The sequence below is a fragment of the Bacillus sp. JJ1764 genome (assembly GCF_036962145.1).
Classification (GTDB): domain Bacteria; phylum Bacillota; class Bacilli; order Bacillales; family Cytobacillaceae; genus Neobacillus.
Window position 1 is genome coordinate 1 of record NZ_JBALNY010000063.1, and the last position, 17,483, is coordinate 17,483.

At 39.6% G+C, this 17,483-nt stretch carries 16 protein-coding genes; all 16 read right to left on the reverse strand.

Translation table 11 applies throughout. The annotated features are described in order from the left end of the window. Positions 1-429: 429 nt before the first annotated feature. The gene (gene lysS / locus V7083_RS10785) at positions 430-1,929 is read right to left on the reverse strand and encodes a lysine--tRNA ligase (protein ID WP_335477541.1); all 1,500 of its coding nucleotides are present in this window, start codon (positions 1,927-1,929) and stop codon (positions 430-432) included. A 202-nt stretch (positions 1,930-2,131) separates the two neighbouring features. Beyond that, positions 2,132-3,124, reverse strand: a complete 993-nt coding sequence (gene dusB, locus V7083_RS10790) for a tRNA dihydrouridine synthase DusB (protein WP_335477543.1) — start codon at positions 3,122-3,124, stop codon at positions 2,132-2,134. Positions 3,125-3,146: 22 nt separating this feature from the next. After that, complete coding sequence (locus V7083_RS10795) at positions 3,147-3,353, reverse strand: helix-turn-helix domain-containing protein (RefSeq protein ID WP_335477545.1); 207 nt, start codon at positions 3,351-3,353, stop codon at positions 3,147-3,149. Then, entirely contained in the window at positions 3,305-3,832 is a 528-nt protein-coding gene (gene folK / locus V7083_RS10800) for a 2-amino-4-hydroxy-6-hydroxymethyldihydropteridine diphosphokinase (protein ID WP_335477547.1), read from the reverse strand. The genes V7083_RS10795 and folK overlap by 49 nt, the downstream gene beginning before the upstream one ends. A gap of 2 nt (positions 3,833-3,834) precedes the next feature. Beyond that, positions 3,835-4,194: a dihydroneopterin aldolase gene (gene folB / locus V7083_RS10805; RefSeq protein WP_335477549.1), complete on the reverse strand. Its 360-nt coding sequence runs from the start codon at positions 4,192-4,194 to the stop codon at positions 3,835-3,837. Continuing rightward, the gene (gene folP, locus V7083_RS10810; RefSeq protein WP_335477614.1) at positions 4,187-4,960 is read right to left on the reverse strand and encodes a dihydropteroate synthase; all 774 of its coding nucleotides are present in this window, start codon (positions 4,958-4,960) and stop codon (positions 4,187-4,189) included. Before folP ends, folB begins: the two co-directional genes overlap by 8 nt. A 209-nt stretch (positions 4,961-5,169) precedes the next feature. Beyond that, the gene (gene cysK, locus V7083_RS10815) at positions 5,170-6,096 is read right to left on the reverse strand and encodes a cysteine synthase A (RefSeq protein ID WP_335477551.1); all 927 of its coding nucleotides are present in this window, start codon (positions 6,094-6,096) and stop codon (positions 5,170-5,172) included. A 139-nt stretch (positions 6,097-6,235) separates the two neighbouring features. Then, entirely contained in the window at positions 6,236-7,129 is an 894-nt protein-coding gene (locus V7083_RS10820; RefSeq protein ID WP_335477553.1) for a peptidyl-prolyl cis-trans isomerase, read from the reverse strand. A 24-nt stretch (positions 7,130-7,153) separates the two neighbouring features. Further along, positions 7,154-8,023: an Hsp33 family molecular chaperone HslO gene (gene hslO, locus V7083_RS10825; protein ID WP_335477555.1), complete on the reverse strand. Its 870-nt coding sequence runs from the start codon at positions 8,021-8,023 to the stop codon at positions 7,154-7,156. Positions 8,024-8,025: 2 nt separating this feature from the next. After that, the gene (locus V7083_RS10830) at positions 8,026-8,823 is read right to left on the reverse strand and encodes a type III pantothenate kinase (protein ID WP_335477616.1); all 798 of its coding nucleotides are present in this window, start codon (positions 8,821-8,823) and stop codon (positions 8,026-8,028) included. Positions 8,824-8,932: 109 nt separating this feature from the next. Further along, a complete protein-coding gene (gene ftsH, locus V7083_RS10835; protein ID WP_335477557.1) occupies positions 8,933-10,891 on the reverse strand; it encodes an ATP-dependent zinc metalloprotease FtsH in 1,959 nt (652 codons plus the stop codon). 125 nt (positions 10,892-11,016) lie between these two features. Continuing rightward, entirely contained in the window at positions 11,017-11,565 is a 549-nt protein-coding gene (gene hpt / locus V7083_RS10840) for a hypoxanthine phosphoribosyltransferase (protein WP_335477559.1), read from the reverse strand. After that, on the reverse strand, positions 11,546-12,973 hold the full coding sequence (gene tilS / locus V7083_RS10845; RefSeq protein ID WP_335477561.1) for a tRNA lysidine(34) synthetase TilS: 1,428 nt from the start codon (positions 12,971-12,973) through the stop codon (positions 11,546-11,548). The genes hpt and tilS overlap by 20 nt, the downstream gene beginning before the upstream one ends. Positions 12,974-13,130: 157 nt before the next feature. Then, positions 13,131-14,132: a serine/threonine protein kinase gene (locus V7083_RS10850; protein WP_335477618.1), complete on the reverse strand. Its 1,002-nt coding sequence runs from the start codon at positions 14,130-14,132 to the stop codon at positions 13,131-13,133. Continuing rightward, positions 14,101-14,838, reverse strand: a complete 738-nt coding sequence (locus V7083_RS10855) for a VWA domain-containing protein (protein ID WP_335477564.1) — start codon at positions 14,836-14,838, stop codon at positions 14,101-14,103. Before V7083_RS10855 ends, V7083_RS10850 begins: the two co-directional genes overlap by 32 nt. A 93-nt stretch (positions 14,839-14,931) precedes the next feature. Further along, complete coding sequence (gene spoIIE / locus V7083_RS10860; RefSeq protein ID WP_335477566.1) at positions 14,932-17,406, reverse strand: stage II sporulation protein E; 2,475 nt, start codon at positions 17,404-17,406, stop codon at positions 14,932-14,934. Positions 17,407-17,483 lie beyond the last annotated feature (77 nt).

Sequence of the window (17,483 nt, forward strand, 5' to 3'; positions counted from 1 at the left end):
TTTTCAAAGATCAATCTTCATCGCTCTCAAAAGCGACTTTATTATCATACCAAGCTATCAACACAAAGTCAATAACTTTTTTTAAAAATTTCTTTGTTGAAAACGTAATGTTTCGCAACAACAGATATTAATATACCACCTTCAAAAGTTTAGTGCAATAGTTTTTTTCGTTTTGTTTTAAAGTTTTAATTTTCTCACCCCTTCTTAAAAAATGCTGTTTTAAGCCCCCTCTCATTTCCTCCCCACGCATTGTCATTTAGTAGATAAAAATGGATAATGGCAGTTCCTAAAAATAACAACAGCTACCGTGTTCTATGTTAATCTTTTTTTAGAATTAGCCAGTACTTAATTCTTCACGTGGTGCTTTACGTTAGAACAGATAGAACAAAAAAAGGGTACCGAACAATATCTCGGCACCCCCTTTAATCATTATTTATGACGCATTAACGGGAATAATAGGACATCACGGATAGATGGAGCGTTTGTTAATAGCATAACTAAACGGTCGATACCAATTCCTAATCCACCTGTTGGTGGCATTCCGTATTCTAATGCCTCGATGAAGTCATCATCCATTAAATGAGCTTCGTCATTACCTTGTTCACGTTCTTTTAATTGGGCTTCAAAACGTTCTCTTTGATCGATTGGATCGTTAAGCTCTGTGAAAGCATTAGCATGCTCACGAGCGACAATAAACAATTCAAAACGATCAGTAAAACGTGGATCTTCATCATTTTTCTTCGCAAGAGGAGAAATTTCCACTGGATGACCATAAATAAAGGTTGGCTGAATTAATTTTTCTTCCACCTTTTGTTCAAAGAACTCATTCACGATGTGACCATATAGCATATGTTCAGTAATCTCGACACCGTGTTCTTTTGCAAGCGCCCGGGCTTCCTCCACGCTCATTTCCTTCCAGAAGTCTACACCCGTATATTCCTTAATGGCATCGACCATGTGAAGTCTCTTCCATTCTGGTTTTAAATCCACTTCATACTCACCATATTGAATCGTGGTAGTTCCTAATACTTCTTGGGCACAATGAGCAATCAGGTTTTCTGTAAGAGCCATAACATCACGATAATCTGCATAAGCTTCGTAAAGCTCAATCATTGTAAACTCTGGATTGTGACGTGTGGAAACACCTTCGTTTCTAAAAACACGGCCAATCTCATAAACTTTTTCCAAACCGCCGACGATTAATCGTTTTAAGTGAAGTTCAATAGCGATCCTCATATATAATTCCATATCAAGCGCATTGTGATGTGTGATGAACGGACGGGCAGAGGCACCTCCCGCAATCGCATGCATCATTGGTGTTTCAACTTCCAGGTAGCCATTATCATCTAAGTAGCGGCGCATGGCTTGAATAATCTTACTGCGAGTAATGAAAGTTTCTTTGCTCTCCTGACTCATGATTAGGTCAAGGTACCGTTGGCGATATCGTTGTTCAACATCCTTTAAACCATGGAACTTATCAGGAAGCGGGCGAAGTGCTTTTGAAAGAAAGACAAAGTTTGAAACTTTGATAGATAACTCGCCGACCTTTGTTTTGAAAAGAGTCCCATGTACCCCAACAATGTCCCCTAAATCTGCTGAGTCAAAAATTTCATATTGTTCTTCTCCAACAGCATCTAGTCTTACATAGATTTGAATTTGACCTGTCAAATCCTGTATATGCGCAAAACCGGCTTTACCTTTTCCGCGCTTGGTCATTATTCTTCCAGCAAGAGAAACTGCAACATTTTTACCTTCTAGGTCTTCTTTTTCAATTCCATCGAATTGTTCAATAATTTCTTTTGTCGTGTGAGACCGCTCAAAACGTTTGCCGAATGGGTCAAGGCCCTTTTCACGCATAGCCGACATTTTTTCACGTCTGACAATCAGCTGGTCATTTAATTCTTCATTACTCACAGGTATCAACTCCATTATTAATATCTTATATTATGTAAACGCTGGGATATACTCGTCCATCAACACGTTTCATGCATACTTCTATTATTTTACACAAAATGAACGTTTCAGACATCAAAAAATGTGATATAAATAAAAACTGCCAGTTTGAGACCGGCAGTTGAATAAATGTAAACACAAACATTATAGAAAAAGAGTCTATTAATGTCAAATATATCTATCCGACGATAGCTTGATTTTGAGATTCATCTAATGCTAATTCATTTAATAAAGAAACAAGCTGCTCACGGGTTTGACATTCATTGATGGCATTTCGCACCTTAGCATTACCGCGGATTCCTTTTAAATACCAAGCCGCATGCTTACGCATTTCTCTCACCGCAATATCCTCATTTTTCAATGCAATTAACCGGTCTAAATGAAGGATGCAGACATCCATTTTCTCACGTACAGATGGCTCACCCAATAATTTGCCTGTCTCTAAATATTGAACGGTACGATAAATCATCCACGGGTTACCCAATGCTGCTCTTCCAATCATGACTCCGTCACAGCCCGTTTCTTCAAGCATCCGTTTAGCGTCCTGCGGGGTTTGGACATCTCCATTCCCAATCACCGGAATCGTAACTGATTGTTTAACCTCTCTGATAATATCCCAATTAGCCTTACCTTCATACATTTGCACACGTGTTCTTCCGTGGAGGGCAATAGCCTTCCCGCCTGCACGCTCGACAGCTTGTGCATTCTTGACAGCAAAAATATGATCCTCATCCCAGCCCATTCTCATTTTGACCGTAACGGGTTTCTCAACAGCATGGACTACAGCGGATACCATTTCATAAATTTTATTTGGGTCTAACAACCATTTTGCCCCTGCATCACATTTTGTGATTTTTGGAACAGGACATCCCATGTTGATATCAATAATATCAGCATTGGTATTTTGATCTACGAATTTCGCCGCTTCCACTAGCGTTTCCTTTTCACCGCCAAAAATCTGCAAACTCAACGGTTTTTCACGCTCATCTATATATAGCAAATTCATTGTTTTTTCGTTTTTAAAAACAATTCCTTTATCACTGACCATTTCAGCACAGACTAAACCTGCACCAAATTCCTTAACCGTTAGACGGAATGCTGAGTTGCAAACTCCGGCCATCGGAGCCAGAACGACTTGGTTTTTCATTTCGATATTACCAATTTTCAACATATCTCTACCTCCGATTCCTGTTTTACTCTTTTGGAGCTAATTCCTCTATACTAACATTTAAACACTTTATTATTTTTTCAAGTAAGTCACCTGTCGGCAGGCGATTTCCTCGTTCAATTTCACCAATAATAGATACTGATACACCAAGTTCCTTCGAAAAGCTCTCCTGTGTAAAACCCTTTAGCTTCCGATAGGCTCGAATACGTCTTCCCCACTTTTCCGCTTCCATATTCGGACTCCTTCTTTGTCTGGTAATTCATTCAAGTGCTGTATGACCGGCTTTTCATTTCCAGCCAATAAAAGATCGGGCTTTATTTCAATAAGCGGAATCATAACAAAGGCCCGCTCCAATATACGTGGATGTGGAATAGTAAGGTTCTCCGTTTCAATATTTTCTTGATTATAGGTTAGGATGTCAAGGTCTATTGTCCGAGGTCCCCACTTAATTTCCCGCTTTCTTCCAAGTTCCAATTCTGTTGCCAAGCATTTTTCTAATAATTCATTTGCGCTTAACCCAGTTCTCACTTCAATGACCATATTTAAAAATAAATCCTGGTCTGTGTAACCGACAGGATCTGTTTCATATACAGAAGATTTATTTATTAATTTTATGTTCGGGTCACTTGATAACATTTTAATTGCCTCAATCAAGGTGTCATAACGATTACCCAAGTTCGAGCCAAGGGCGATAAATGCAATATTTTCCATTATTATCTGCTCCTTGTCAGTTCTATAGCCACGCTTTTATAATGACCAGGAATAGGAGGATCTGGTTTGATTACCTTCACAGTAACCTCATGGACTAGTGGAAATCCTGTTAGAACAGCACCAGCAATTTTTTCAGCGACCGCTTCTACTAGTTTAAATGGTTTACCTTCAACAATTTCTTTACACAATTGATAGAGCTCACCATAATGAACTGAATATTTAAGGTCGTCAGTCTCTCCCGCCTGCCTTAAATCAACCTTAACTGATAAATCCACTTTAAAACGTTGTCCCAGTACATTCTCCTCCGGAAAAACGCCATGATAACCATAGAATTCCATTTCATTTACATATATTTTATCCAATCTGATCACCTTTTCCCATAAGCGCATCCACCATTTTGGCCATTCTGCTCATTTCCTTAACATCATGAACCCTGATTATCTGGCACCCCTTTTGGATTCCGTAGCAAACGGTAGCTCCTGTTCCTTCCATTCTTTCACTAACAGGGAGATTAAGGGCCTGTCCAATCAACGACTTACGAGAAGTACCTAATAGTACAGGATACCCCAACATGGTAAGCTTATCTAAATTTTGCATCATCATTAGGTTTTCTTGATAATCTTTAGCAAAACCAATCCCAGGGTCCAAGATAATATTATGATCCTTTACACCGGCATTTTTAACGAGCGTGATGCTTTCGAATAAGTCGCTAATGACATCTCTGACAAACATAGAATACTGACGATCATGGCGATTGTGCATTAGTATAATCGGAGCATCAAACTCCGCCGCTACAGTGGCCATTTGATCATCTGCCTTGGCACCCCAAATATCATTAATAATATGGGCACCCGCTTTCAAAGCCTGCTTGGCCACTTCTGCTTTATACGTATCAATTGAAATAGGTACCTGTACATGTTGAGCTATTGCTTCAATGACTGGTATAACTCGTTCTAATTCCTCATCCAAAGAAACGGCTGTAAAACCAGGGCGAGTGGATTCTCCACCAATATCAATAATGTCCGCACCATTTGCTACCATTTCTTTTGCATGCTCAATGGCCATTTCAATTACATTAAACCTTCCTCCATCCGAAAAGGAATCCGGTGTCACATTTAGAATTCCCATAACATTGGTTTTTTTCGTAAAATCCAATATATAGGGACCACAATGAATTGTTTGCACCTCTTATTTCATCCCCCTTGCCAAAATTACAACTCTTATTATCATACATGAAATTGGTTTATCAATAAAGCAATGGAGGACCCAGCATTTATTTAAGTTCATAAAAAAGAAGCATGGCTTTTTGTAAGCCAATGCCTCTTTTTTAATAGGAATTATTCTGCATCGTATTGATATAATGGTGTACTTAAATAACGCTCACCGTTATCAGGAATGATCGCAAGAACCTTTTTACCTTTGCCAAGTTCTCTTGCTACCTTCAGGGCCGCAGAGATGGCTGCTCCTGAAGAGATGCCACCTAGAATCCCTTCTTCTCTTGCTGCACGACGGGAAGCTTCAAATGCCTCTTCAGTGGTAATTTGAACCACTTCATCATAAATATTTGTATTTAACGTATCAGGAACAAATCCTGCTCCAAGGCCTTGAAGTTTATGAGGGCCAGGCTTTCCACCCGAAAGGATATTTGAATCCTTTGGCTCAACTGCATAAATCTTAGCATTTGGGAATTTTTCACGAATGACACTTCCCGCACCGGAAATGGTTCCACCTGTACCGATACCGGATACAAATGCATCCAGTTGGTCCATTTGCTCTACAATTTCTTTCCCAGTTGTTCTTCTATGAACTTCAGGGTTTGCTTGGTTTTTAAATTGTTGCGGCATGAAATAGCCGTTTTCTGCTGCAAGTGCTTCTGCTTTAGCAATAGCACCTTTCATACCTTCTGGTCCCGGAGTTAACACAAGCTCTGCCCCGTAAGCACGAAGGAGATTTCTTCTCTCTAAGCTCATTGTTTCAGGCATTACAAATACGGCACGATATCCTTTTGCAGCAGCAATCATTGCAAGACCAATTCCAGTATTACCACTGGTTGGTTCAATAATGGTATCACCTGGTTTAATTAAACCCTCTTGTTCTGCGGCCTCAATCATTGCTAAACCAATCCGGTCCTTAACGCTACTTCCAGGGTTAAAATATTCAAGCTTTAAGTATACTTCTGCGCTATTGTCATCTACTAATCTATTTAGCTTTACAATTGGTGTTTGGCCGACTAATTCGGCAACTGAATTTGCAACACGAACCATATGGGCACCTCTATTCCGAGTATTTTTATTGGATTTATATACAATTTACCAATTTTAAATTGGTTTTGTCAATCATTTTGCTATGGGAATTTTGTGAAATTTTTGTAAAAGAAAAACACAGAATGTTTATCCTGTGTTTTTAGTTAGTATTCTGGTCTTTTCCGTAAAACCATTCAACTCCTGCCTCTTTCCAAAAGGTCGATGCAGATGCTGATGTTTTTAATTGTTCTAAAGCCATTTGCCGTCGTATTTCATCTTTTACTTGATTATACGAATATTTAAGTCCGCTCTTTTTACTCATAAGCTTCAGAACAGCGTAACCTTGTTCTACCTTGATTGGTTTGGTGACAGCTCCTTTTTTCAGCTGCTTCGCGGCAGTAATGTATTGATCCGGGTACTTTTCATCCCCTTCACTAATATACCCAATATCGCCGCCTTCATTTGCGGAAAACTCATCAACAGAGCTTTCCATGGCCGTGGCTGAAAAACTCGATCCTTGTGACAATTCCTTTAATACCTTTTTGGCTTCATCATTCGTTTTTACAATGATTTGCGAGAGATGATAAACTTCAGGAACATTAAATAAATCTTTATTTTTTTCATAATAGGCCCTTAACTCTTTATCGGATATATTAACATCCTTTGTTAAAAGCTCTTCTAAAATTAGGCTGTTTCGAATTTGTTCTTTCCACTTTTTGTTATTATAGGTGTTATTCTGATTAAATGATTGATTTGTTGCTTGCAGCAATCTGAATTCCCGTTCCACTTCTTGATCAGAAATGCGAACGCCATACTTTTCAGCCATTTCTTTAATAACCTTTTGATCAATCATTTCCTTTAAAACATCTTTTCCATATCTAATTTCTAATTGGTGGAGCCAATCCTGTCGTGTAATGGTTTGTTTCCCCACTTTTGCCACTGCTTCATTCTCAGCACTTTCCTCGTTCGATCCCTTTGTTAAGAAGAAAGTAATCGTGAGGCAATTGAGCAAAATGAGTCCTGCTATAACCATCCAAAGCTGCTTCTTCCCCAACCTGTTCTCCTCCAGTGGTTATGTTTATTTAGCTTCCTTCATTAATTCCTCTAATTCTTCCCTGGAAAAAAGATATTTTTCATTGCAAAAATGGCAGTGTGCCTCAGCCTGGCCGTCTTCTACAATCATATCGTGAATTTCTTTTGCCCCTAAGCCAATAATGGCATCTGCAAATCGTTGTTTGGAGCAATTACAAGCAAACTTGACTGGCATCGTTTCCATGATTTTTACATTTCCACTGCCGAACAGTTCTTCTAATAATTGTTCAGGAGTAAGTCCTTTTTCAATCAATTTCGAAACNNCTTTTAGCCTTTCTTCCAATTTAGAAATAATGGCATCGGATGTCCCCGGCATAACTTGAAGAATAAATCCTCCAGCAGCTAGAATGGAGTCATCAGGATTTACTAATACACCAACTCCTACAGATGAAGGAACCTGTTCTGAAGTCGCAAAGTAATAGGTAAAATCCTCCCCTAATTCTCCGGAAACAAGGGGAACTTGACCGGAGAAAAAGTCACGCATTCCCGTATCCTTTACCACTGATAATACCCCTTCTGTTCCAACCGCGCGGCGTACATCAAGCTTACCATGTTCATTTGCTTCAAAATCTATCTCGGGATTTGTCACATACCCACGTACTTCACCCTTGGCATTACTATCCACGAGAATGGGTCCAAGAGGACCGCCGCCATCAATTTTAATTGTTAACTTATTGTCCCCTTTTAACATGGCGCCCATCATGACCCCTGCAGTCATAGTGCGGCCTAAGGCGGCAGATGCTGTTCTCCAAGTTCCATGACGACGTTGGGCCTCACTCACCGTTTCTGTGGTTCTAACCGCATATGCTCTTATATTTCCGTCAAATCCTAAAGCTTTTACAAGATAATCGTTCATTCCTATTCCCCTTTCTCAGTGCTATTCTTTATGGTATCCGTATTCCGTTTATAAATTAGCTGCAACCCTTTCAAAGTTAGAAAAGGGTCAACAACATCAATGATGGTGGATTCTTGAGCTATTAAATTTGCCAATCCGCCGGTTGCAATGACGGTTGGTTTCTTTTTACTTTGGTCCATCATCCGCTTTACAACGCCTTCAACTTGTCCAACATAACCATAGACAATACCAGCTTGCATGGCAGATACTGTATTTTTTCCAATAACGCCTTCGGGCCGGGCAATTTCAATACGGGGCAGCTTAGCAGCCCTTGAATAAAGAGCTTCTGTTGAAATCCCAATTCCAGGAGCGATGGCACCACCCATATATTGACGATCTTCATTCACATAGCAATAAGTCGTTGCTGTGCCAAAATCAACAATAATCAGCGGACAACCATACTCGTGAATGGCAGCAACTGCGTTAACAATTCTGTCCGCTCCCACTTCCCTAGGATTTTCATATTTAATATTTAGTCCCGTCTTAATGCCAGGGCCAACGACTAAAGGTTTAATATGGAAGTACTTATGACACATTCTTTCTAAAGCAAACATAATCGGAGGTACAACCGAAGAAATGATAATGCCATTTATATCTGAAAAAGAAAGTCCTGCATGCTCAAATAATGATTTGATACTCATACCAAATTCGTCTTCTGTTCTGTTGCGGTTTGTTTCAATCCGCCAATGATATTTCAGTTCTTCACCATCATATACACCTAAAACAATATTTGTATTCCCCACATCAAAAACGAAAATCAACATTGATCACTCACTTTGTTATGTTTTCATTGCTTACATGCAAACATAATACCATAATTAGTTTATTCGTGAAAAAAAAGAGTGCTTCATCAAAGCACTCTTCCCTCATTTACTTATAATCAATGTCCTCAGGAGGGGTATCTAGGAATGACTTCTCCTCTTTTTCTCCCTCATCCTTCTTGGTATTGATGGTTACTTTTACATCATCAGCTTTTTTGTTATCTAATTTTACCGTTTTAAGCTCTGTAGGGTCTTCAGGCAAGCGGCCATTTTCAACTAAATACTTGATTTGTTCCGCATTAAGCGTTTCTACTTCTAAGAGCGTTTTCGCGATTAAATCCAGTTTATCGCGATTTTCGGTAAGAATTTGTCTACATCTCTCATAAGACTCTTTAATAATCCGCTGGATTTCTAAATCAATCTCATAAGCAATTGCATCGGAATAATTTTGCTCATTATGGAGATCACGTCCAAGGAATACCTGACCACCTTGAGCTGAACCAAACTGTAGCGGTCCAAGCTTATCACTCATACCAAACTCGGTTACCATTCGACGTGCGATTCCGGTAGCACGCTGGAAGTCATTATGCGCTCCCGTACTTACTTCACCAAAGACAATCTCCTCAGCTACACGTCCACCCAAAAGACCAACAATTTTATCTAATAACTCTGGCTTGGTCATAAAGTAACGATCTTCTCTTGGCAGCATGACAGCATATCCACCGGCTTGACCACGTGGTACAATGGTAACTTTGTGAACCATATCTGCTTCATCTAGCACTAACCCAATCACTGTATGACCGCCTTCGTGGAAGGCAACGATTTTGCGTTCCTTCTCTGAAATAACCCGGCTCTTTTTCGCAGGTCCAGCGATAACGCGGTCTACTGCTTCATCAATATCAACCATATCGATTTTCTTTTTGTTTTGACGGGCTGCCACAAGAGCCGCCTCATTCAGTAGATTCTCAAGGTCTGCACCAGAGAATCCTGGAGTTCTCATAGCGATATGTTTTAGATTTACGGCTTCATCTAACGGCTTATTGCGTGCATGTACACCTAAAACCGCTTCACGTCCATTTACATCCGGACGATCAACAGTAATTTGACGGTCAAAACGACCAGGACGTAATAATGCAGGGTCTAAAATATCTGGACGGTTGGTTGCGGCGATAATGATTATTCCCTCATTGGCGCCAAAACCATCCATTTCAACAAGCAATTGGTTTAAGGTCTGTTCACGCTCATCGTGCCCGCCACCTAAACCGGCACCACGCTGACGTCCAACAGCATCAATTTCATCGATAAAAATAATACATGGAGCATTTTTCTTCGCATTTTCAAATAAATCACGGACACGGGATGCACCGACCCCGACAAACATTTCAACGAAATCAGATCCACTGATGGAGAAGAATGGCACTCCTGCCTCACCAGCAACCGCACGGGCTAGGAGCGTTTTACCTGTTCCCGGAGGTCCTACAAGAAGGACACCTTTTGGAATACGTGCACCCAACTCAGAAAACTTCCGCGGGTCTTTTAAAAACTCAACAACTTCCACTAATTCTGCTTTTTCTTCATCCGCACCAGCTACATCTTTAAAACGGACTTTTTTCTTATCATCGTTATAAAGCTTAGCCTTAGATTTACCAAAGTTCATAACTCGGCTTCCGCCGCCTTGAGCTTGGTTCAATAAGAAGAAGAATAAGATAAAAATAATCACAAATGGAATAATGGATGTAAAGAAGGTAACCCATCCACTTGTTTCCTTCGCTGGCATTACGTCAACTTTAACTTTGGAGCTTTGAATACTGTCTAGAATTTTTTCACTGTTAGGGATATAAGTAATAAATTTCTTACTGTTTGTTGAAAGTTCACCACGAACTTCATATACCCCTCGTTCTGGCTGCATCGAAAAGGACTTTACTTCCTTGTTTTCTAATCGCTGCACAAACTTGTCATAAGAAATTTGGTCAGTTTGGTCGTTGCTACCATTGAAGAAACTAACAACGCCAATAATAACTAAAAATATCAATAAATAAAAGATGGTATTACGGAAAATCCGATTCATCTCTTACCTCCTCCCGCGGGTAAAAACTATATTAAATAGTATCATAGAAAATCTTGTAAATTCAAGAAATTGCCCTTGTTAGGGCGTTTTTTGATCCATATGTTAACGGGAAAAATCGAATATGATTATTCGTTAGTACTATAAACTTCCGGTTTTAAAACGCCAATATATGGAAGGTTTCGATACTTCTCAATATAGTCTAATCCGTAACCAACAACAAATTCATCCGGAACAATAAAACCAACATAATCAGCTTGAATATCGCTCTTTCTTCCACTTGGTTTATCAAGAAGCGTAACGATTTTAATGGATTTTGCCTTACGGTATTTGAATAAATCCACTAAATAACTCAAGGTCAACCCACTGTCAATAATATCCTCAATGATTAGGATATCTCTTCCCTCTACAGAAGTATCTAAATCCTTTAGGATTTTTACCTCTCCAGATGAAACAAATGCAGTCCCATAACTTGATACATCCATAAAATCCATTTCCAAATAACAATCCATGCGTTTTAATAAATCAGCCATAAACGGCATTGCACCCTTTAATACTCCGATTGCAAGAGGAAAGCGATCTTTATATTCTTCTGTTAACTGTGTTGCCAGCTCTTTTATTTTTCCCTGGATTTCCTCTTCTGAAACTAATACTTTTTCAATGTCCTGATTCATCATTCATTGTGCCCCCTAGAAGATCATTACTTTTTAATGTGAGTAGTAAATTTTGATGTGTGATTGCTTTTTTTTCTTCAAATGATGACCTTTTTAAGCCTGGCAGCCAAATGATCCGGTTATGACCATCTGTTATTACAGGCCATGTATCTCGGTCATGAAGAGGAATCTTTTCGTCAATAAAAATGTCTTTCAACTTTTTTGAACCAGACATCCCTTTTAAAGTCATCCGATCACCCTTGCTCCTAGTGCGAATGACAATTGGCCATTTGATTTCTTCCTCATTAAATACAGCTATATGAGAACCCCTTTCGGAAATGTCCCGATTTACCTTTTCAATGATCACACTATCCCCATTTGGGAGGAGAAAATTCCCAGGCTCTCTTGCTTCAATATAGTAAGGCTTGGCTTTGTCTGGGTTAAAATGAAAAGATAATTGCTGATAAGATTGAATCACCTTTAGGCCGTGCGGGAAATCCAGAGTGCCTGATGGTTCATCTCGCTGTAAAAGCCGAAAAATTTGGTCAATATGTATGGCTGAAAGGGTAACTTTTTCCTCTTTATAAAGATATTTTAATATTAGTTGAATCGCTCTTCTTTGTAAAGGTAAAGGCATTTCGAGGAATTTACTAATGTCAATAGACATTTTATCCGCTGTTTGCTCCTTGACCGCTGCCTTTATTTCTTTACTAGCTAGATCATTGAGAAATTCATCATCTGTCTGAAGTTCCTCACTAAACCGTTGAAAATGCTCATGGACTTGAGGATTTTCTTTTTTCAAAAAAGGAAGGACCTCTTTACGGAATCTGTTTCTACTATAAATCCCCTTATCATTACTAGGATCTAACCTTGGAATGAGGTGGTTCTCTTGACAGTACAACTGTATCTCTCTCTTTGTTACACATAAGAATGGTCTTATAATCATTCCAGTGCCAAATGGTCGGGAAAAGGGAATTCCCGCTCTTGCCATCCCAGTGCTCCCCCTTGTTAATCTCATCAAAATCGTTTCAACTTGATCATCACCATGATGTCCAAGTGCTAAGTATGGGGCTTTATACTTCTCCATAACCGTATGATAAAATTCATATCTTACTTCCCGTGCAGCCACCTGTGAACTCTTTCCTGTTTTATGAATTAGTTCCGGTACATTCACACGTGTCATTTCAAAAGGAATATCAAATGATTGACAATAGTTTTTGACAAACATTGCATCTTCGTACGATTCCTGCCCACGAAACATATGGTCAACGTGAGCAACAACAAGATTTAAATCCTTTTTCTCCCTTTCCTTTTGCAAAAAGTGAAGCAAGGCTAATGAATCCGGCCCACCTGAAACACCCACCACCATGTTGATATGATCAAGCTTGAGTGAATGTCTCGCCAGAAAGGCTTCAACTTTTGCCTCAAACATATCTATGCACATTCTTTCCTAAGCTTAATTAGAATAAGATTAGCTTACCACTTTTAATTAGTATCTATCAAAAAATAGGTATGACAATGTTGATGAATTTTTTGTTACTTATTTCTATTTCTTGTTATACGATTAATCCGGAAAGAAGTTTCAATAATTACAGCAGTTTTATAAAAATATAAAGGAAATATAATAAACCGATGACGAATGCGATTATGAAGAATTCAGTCCAACCGTTTTTCTTCTTTTTTTTCCGATAGGTTTGTCTTGTTAATGACTGGCTGGCCTTTTGACCCGGTTGGTTGCTTTGAACTTTCGGCTTGGCTGTTTGAGCGGATACATGACCTTGCCTTGGTTTGTCAGAAATTGCCTCTAAAAGATCCCTCCTCATTTCTGAGGCTGCTTTGTAATGGCCTTGCAGTGCCTTCACAATCACCTGATTGAATCTCGAAAGCTCTGGCTTTTGCCTGATTGCTTCCCGCAGTTGTGACAAACCCCCTGTTGTTTTATTAAATCTTTTTGGATAAACCGTGTTAATCATAATCATGGCCACTGCAAATAAATCATAGGTTGGTTCTGCTCTGCGGGTACCTAATTCCCAATAACCGCGATCATAAAATTCGGTAAACTCCTTTATAGCCCTTCCCTGGATGGTCGTTCCACCAACATCAATGCACCGAATCTTCGGAGGCGGGCCCGTAACAATTAAGTTTTCCGGTTTTAAGTCACCAAATACCCATCCATTTTGATGCAGGACTTCCAAATCACTAAGGAGCTGAAGAAATAAAACCGGCATCCAGCTCGCCCCTTTTTGTTGCAAAAAAGTTAATAGGTCTGGACCCTGAATATATTCCATAACATAAAAAGAAATTCTCCCTCGATCACTAATCCAATCATCAACATCAAGCAAAGAAGGTCCGAGGGTAGACCCTTGGACCTTTGCAAATGATTTCAATACATTTACCTCAGAAGTGATGGACATTCCATTATCACTCATTTTTAAAGCAACTTGAGTGTTAAGATGCTTGGCAAGGTAAACCACCCCGTTTGCTCCAAATCCCAGTTCCTTAACTATTTGATAGTGCTTTCCATGCCATTTTCCTGAAATGATTGTCCCGGGAATGACCTTACACAGATTCTTCAAAGAATGATTCATCATCACTTGCCAATAAACTCCTTCGTGAATGAATTTGTTCAAATGAGGAAATGGCTGCTCGTATTGCCGGACCCGTAGGTGTAATACCACCTGTCGATAATTTTGAAAAAACACTTGTTAAGGCCTGTAGTTTTGGGGTCCAATCCAACAATTTTTCGACATCCTGATTTTTCCCGGGAAATACATAGACGGAAAATTGGTTTTCCCCTGTGCGGGCGTTTAAGCTTAATGACAGATCCAACAAGGCTTCCTTAACAGTTGGAAGCTTATGTTTCATACTGGCGCTCGTATCGACAAGAACCAACACGTCCAATTCTACCGTTTCACCTAACTCATCCACTACCTCCATGACTTCGCCTCTTTTTTCCGGCGGCAAATCTTCCATCGTTTTGGAACGTCCCAAAATTTGCTGTAATTCCCGATTCACTACTCCCTGTATTGTTTGATTCATTGCTTTTCGAGTAACCATCTGAACGGTTTGCGAAAGCTGCTGTGCATATACAATCTGGCTAACCCCTCCTCCAGATAGAGCTATTCCTTCGATTTCTGTTATCCCTTTTTCATCGATAACATCCCGATCCATGACACCAATAACATTTACCGTTATTCCTTGTTCTTTTGCCAAGGCAGCCATAGCAATTGGATCTTCTCCTTGATTGGAGCAGCCATCGGTAATTAATAAAACTTGCCTAATCTTACCAGTATGCATAACTTCTCCCTCCACTCCTAGTCTTGATACCATTTTCGACTAGAGCAAACGTATTTATACATAATCAGAAGGAAGAAGGTACAAAATAATGAATTAAGCTTGCCGTTTTAATTTTTGGATTGGAATAGAAGCCCATTTTGGCGTATTATGTTTGATTTTTGCCACCATGACTGTCATATCATCATCGATCATTTCTGATCTGGACCTGATTACCTCCTCAAGAATTAAGTCCGCCACCTCCTGTGGGTCATCCGTCTCAAGTTCAAGGAGCTTCCGCTTCATCCACAAGTCATAATTTTCCACGTGCTTTGGCCCTTCAAAAACCCCATCACTCATCATTATTAATAAATCTCCGGATTTTAACTGTTCCGACACGACGTCAACCTCAAATTCCTGCAAAATCCCAATAGGAAGATTGCTTGCTTGGATCTTAATAATTTTTTTACCCCTTTTAATGAAACTTGGCGTGGACCCAATTTTGAGAAAGTTGGCAGAAGCGTTTTTCAAGTCAATCATCGCTAAATCCAAAGTTGAAAATATCTCATCTGTAGTTCTTAAAGAAAGAATCGAGTTCACTGATTTAATAGCTAATTTCTCTTCAATTCCCGATTGCAGGATTTTTTGCAAAAGCTGCAAGGTTTCTTTACTTTCATAATGGGCTCTCTCTCCATTTCCCATGCCATCACTGATCGCAACAGCAAACTTGCCAAACCCGAGTTCAATGGTCGAGTGGCTGTCACCTGAAACCAATCCGCCATCCTTAGCTGCATGTGCTACACCAGTTTCAACAGTAAACGGCTTTGATGATCGGAATACAGCATGACATACCCCATTTGAATATTCCTCATAATCTTCTTTTTTAACAATGATGGATTCCCCAAGGATATCGGATAACATCGGGGCAATTAATTTTTCGCATTCTCCATGTCCGTTGGAAAAAGGTACCGTTATTTCAATATCGACATTTCCCGGTTCAAGACTAAAAATCTCCACCTGTTCAATCTCAACACCAAACCCCTGAATTGCCTCAATAATCTGTTCTTCTTGTTTATAATAATTTTCTCGCTCCCGTTGTATTTCCTTGGCAAAGTTGCCCATTACTTCGGAAACACCCTGTAATTGATCGGCAACGAGCTTTCGGCTCTCCTGTACCTTCTTTTTTAATTTTTGATTGGCCTGATAAAATGTAAGCTCCTGACCAATGGTTTCATACACCTTTTTCGTCCGTGAACAATGCTTCTCCCAATCCCTCGACAATTTCAAGGAAACATTTCCATCATTACGATCCATATCATGAATAATTTGTTCCATATAGGCATAGGTTGTATTAAAATTCTTTGCCCAGCATTGTTCTTTCTTAAAACATGTTTGGCAAGTCTTTGCTGTCACATGACTCATAAAATAGTCCATTTCACGCTCCTCCTCATGATCATCCGGAAAGATATCCACCTGAGAAAAGCTATGGGAGAGGGCTTGAAAGACATGGGAGAACTGCGAGACTCTTTGAGCTGTCACATCACGCATTTTACGCATATATTTTTGCTGTTCTGCCGTGTGCTCGGGGGTACCTGGAATATACTTTGCCAAGCGGGAGGTTAAGTTTTGCGGTGTTAATAGGAACAATAAAATAGCGCCGGCTGTTTCCATTAGAGTGAGTTTAAGAGAACCGCCACCCTCACCATACATACCAATCAACAAAGTAGCGATAAATAGGCCCAGTGAAACACCTAACTTTTTCCCTTCCTTTAATAAACCACCTAAAACCCCTGAGAAGGCTAATAAACTCATATGATAAAAGCTTGATACACTTGCGAGGCTAAAAATGAGACCCGTGACAACGCCTACAGTTGAACCGACAGTTGCCCCAGCAATAAAGGAAAATACTAAAACGAGATAACGTGACATGATGTGTTCTAAAGATAAATCATAAATCTTCCAACCTATGGTCCCGGTCATGATGGACGCCAGGAGAATAATTAAACAGACAATTTCCTCTGTTTTTAATAGCTGCCTCCGCTTATGAAAGGTAAATAGGGGAATACTTTGTAAAAAAATTAACGTTAAAATAAAGGCCAGGCTGGCCTGAACCCCTACCATCATGATGTCATAAACAGCAAGCTGCTTGGACGAGATAAAGGCTTCTGCCAATTTCCCTGCCCCCAAAATAATTCCTACAAAAAAGGGCAAGGCTTTCATTTCATTCTTAATCCACTTCTCTCCTATCTTAAACGCTACTAGAAAGCCAAGCGCTACGGTGAATGTTAAGGCTGCATTCCCCAATGAAATGGTCGCAGCACCGACAATCAATCCGATTAAGGCTAGCGGTGCCTTATCACGTTTGATTAAATAAACTACTGCAAAAAATGGTAGGCCAAAAGGAGTTAATTTTGCCAAAATTAAGGCCCGTCCTAATAAAAATCCCACTAATAACAGGAGAATTCCCTTTTTTATAAAAAATGTTTCCAACAGTAAAAGGAATTGATTTATCAAATGATCTATATTCCATTTTGATGAATGAAGGTTGACTTCTCTGATTGGCTCTATTAAACTCTGTTCTACCTTTTCCATAACTAGCACTCCCTCTTATTTCATCGTTAGGGACTATTATAAAGTTGCTAGATTTAGAAGTTTGTCAAATTGGTGGA